This window comes from Roseateles sp. P5_E11 (assembly GCF_054049355.1).
On the sequence record NZ_JBFUMO010000958.1, the window covers coordinates 1 to 1,419 of the forward strand.

Here is a 1,419-nt window from a genome sequence, read left to right on the forward strand (position 1 = left end):
GGCTCGGACGCCCTGGCTCTCCAGCTGCGTGGCCAGCGATGCCGTGCGGACGTCTACGCCGAAGCCGCCGACCATCGGGGGAATGAGCTGCTTTCCCGCGGCGCGCAGTTCGCTGAAATCGAGCTTGCGCCGCACGTGGACCACTACGACCGGCTCGTCGGTGATCCAGCCTCGCTTGAAGCGGAAGCCCTCGGAGACGGCCATGACGTCAGTATTGCCTGCAAGCAACTGACGCGCCACGGCAGCCGCTCCTTCGATGGTCGACGCGGATGCGCTGCCGATCCCGGGGAGGCCACCGGCCGGCGCTGCACCTGCAGCGGCAACGCCGACGGAGGCGCCGCCGCCGATGCGCACCGTGATCTCGACTGGGATCTGGAAGGCGTAGGTGTACGTAGCCCCTTGGGGCAGACCCACGCCGCCCTGAGGCGTGGCCATCGGCCCGCACTGGAAGACAGGCGACGGCGCAGCTGCGAGAGCCGGTGTGGCCCCCTCCTGGATGCCCGGCAGCTCGCCCGCCTGAACTCGCTTCAGCAACGAGGCCAGCAGGGGCGCGGGCACGGCGAAGTTCGCTTGCCTGTACAGGCCTGCGAAGTGAAGGCCGACGGCTTCGCCTGTGGTGAGGTTGATGACGACGGATCCAGAGTTGCCACCGAGGGTGGAGCAGTCGTGTTCGATCTCGTCATCACTGACGCTCTTCAGCTCGCCGGGCGCCAGACGCTTCTTGTCGTAAACATCGCCGAACAAGCGTTTGACCAGGTCCTGGTCTGGCACCCGGTCGTCGCGCGCCGGGTACCCAATCGTCGCGACGAAGTAGTCGCCATCGAGGTTGGCGGCCAGTGGAATGGGGGAGGGCAGCGGTGCATCGCCGGTACGGCGCGTGACACGGAGGAACGCGACGTCCGGGCCGTCGGAAGGAGCGATCCACAGGGCAGTGGTGAGCGGGTACTCAAGGGCCGTGGACCGATCGAATTCCTCCAGGAAATCGATGCGCGGCACCATCGGCGAGCCACCCATGCCTGGGCGGAACGTAAAGCCCTTGGACTGCCTGCGTGCGAACTCCTGTGCAACGTGGCGGTTGGTGACGATGATGTCGCTGGCAATGAGCCAGCCCGTTCCGAGCCATGAGAAGTCGTCGCTGTTGGCAACCTCGATGCGCCCAACGGCTGGGATGACGCGGTTCAGCACTTCCCCTGCGGCGAGGATGCGGTCCTTCCAGACCTCGCTGTCGGGGCCGACAAACTGACTGGTGACCTTGTTCTCGCGAATGGTCAGGATGGGGCGTCGGAAGGGTTCGACTATGGTTTCGGTGACGAAGCGGCCTGCCGCTGTCGCATTGCCCTGTTCGTCGACCAGGTCATCCCCCACCCCCAGGACAAGGGCCCGCGTGTTGAGTGCGCCCTCAGGGAGCTTGGCTGCCTT

The 1,419-nt window shown here is 66.3% G+C and carries 1 protein-coding gene; it reads right to left on the reverse strand.

Annotated features, from left to right (window positions below):
* A partial coding sequence (locus ACXJKR_RS32475) for a trypsin-like serine peptidase (RefSeq protein ID WP_457326365.1) occupies positions 1–1,419 on the reverse strand: 1,419 nt, incomplete at both ends.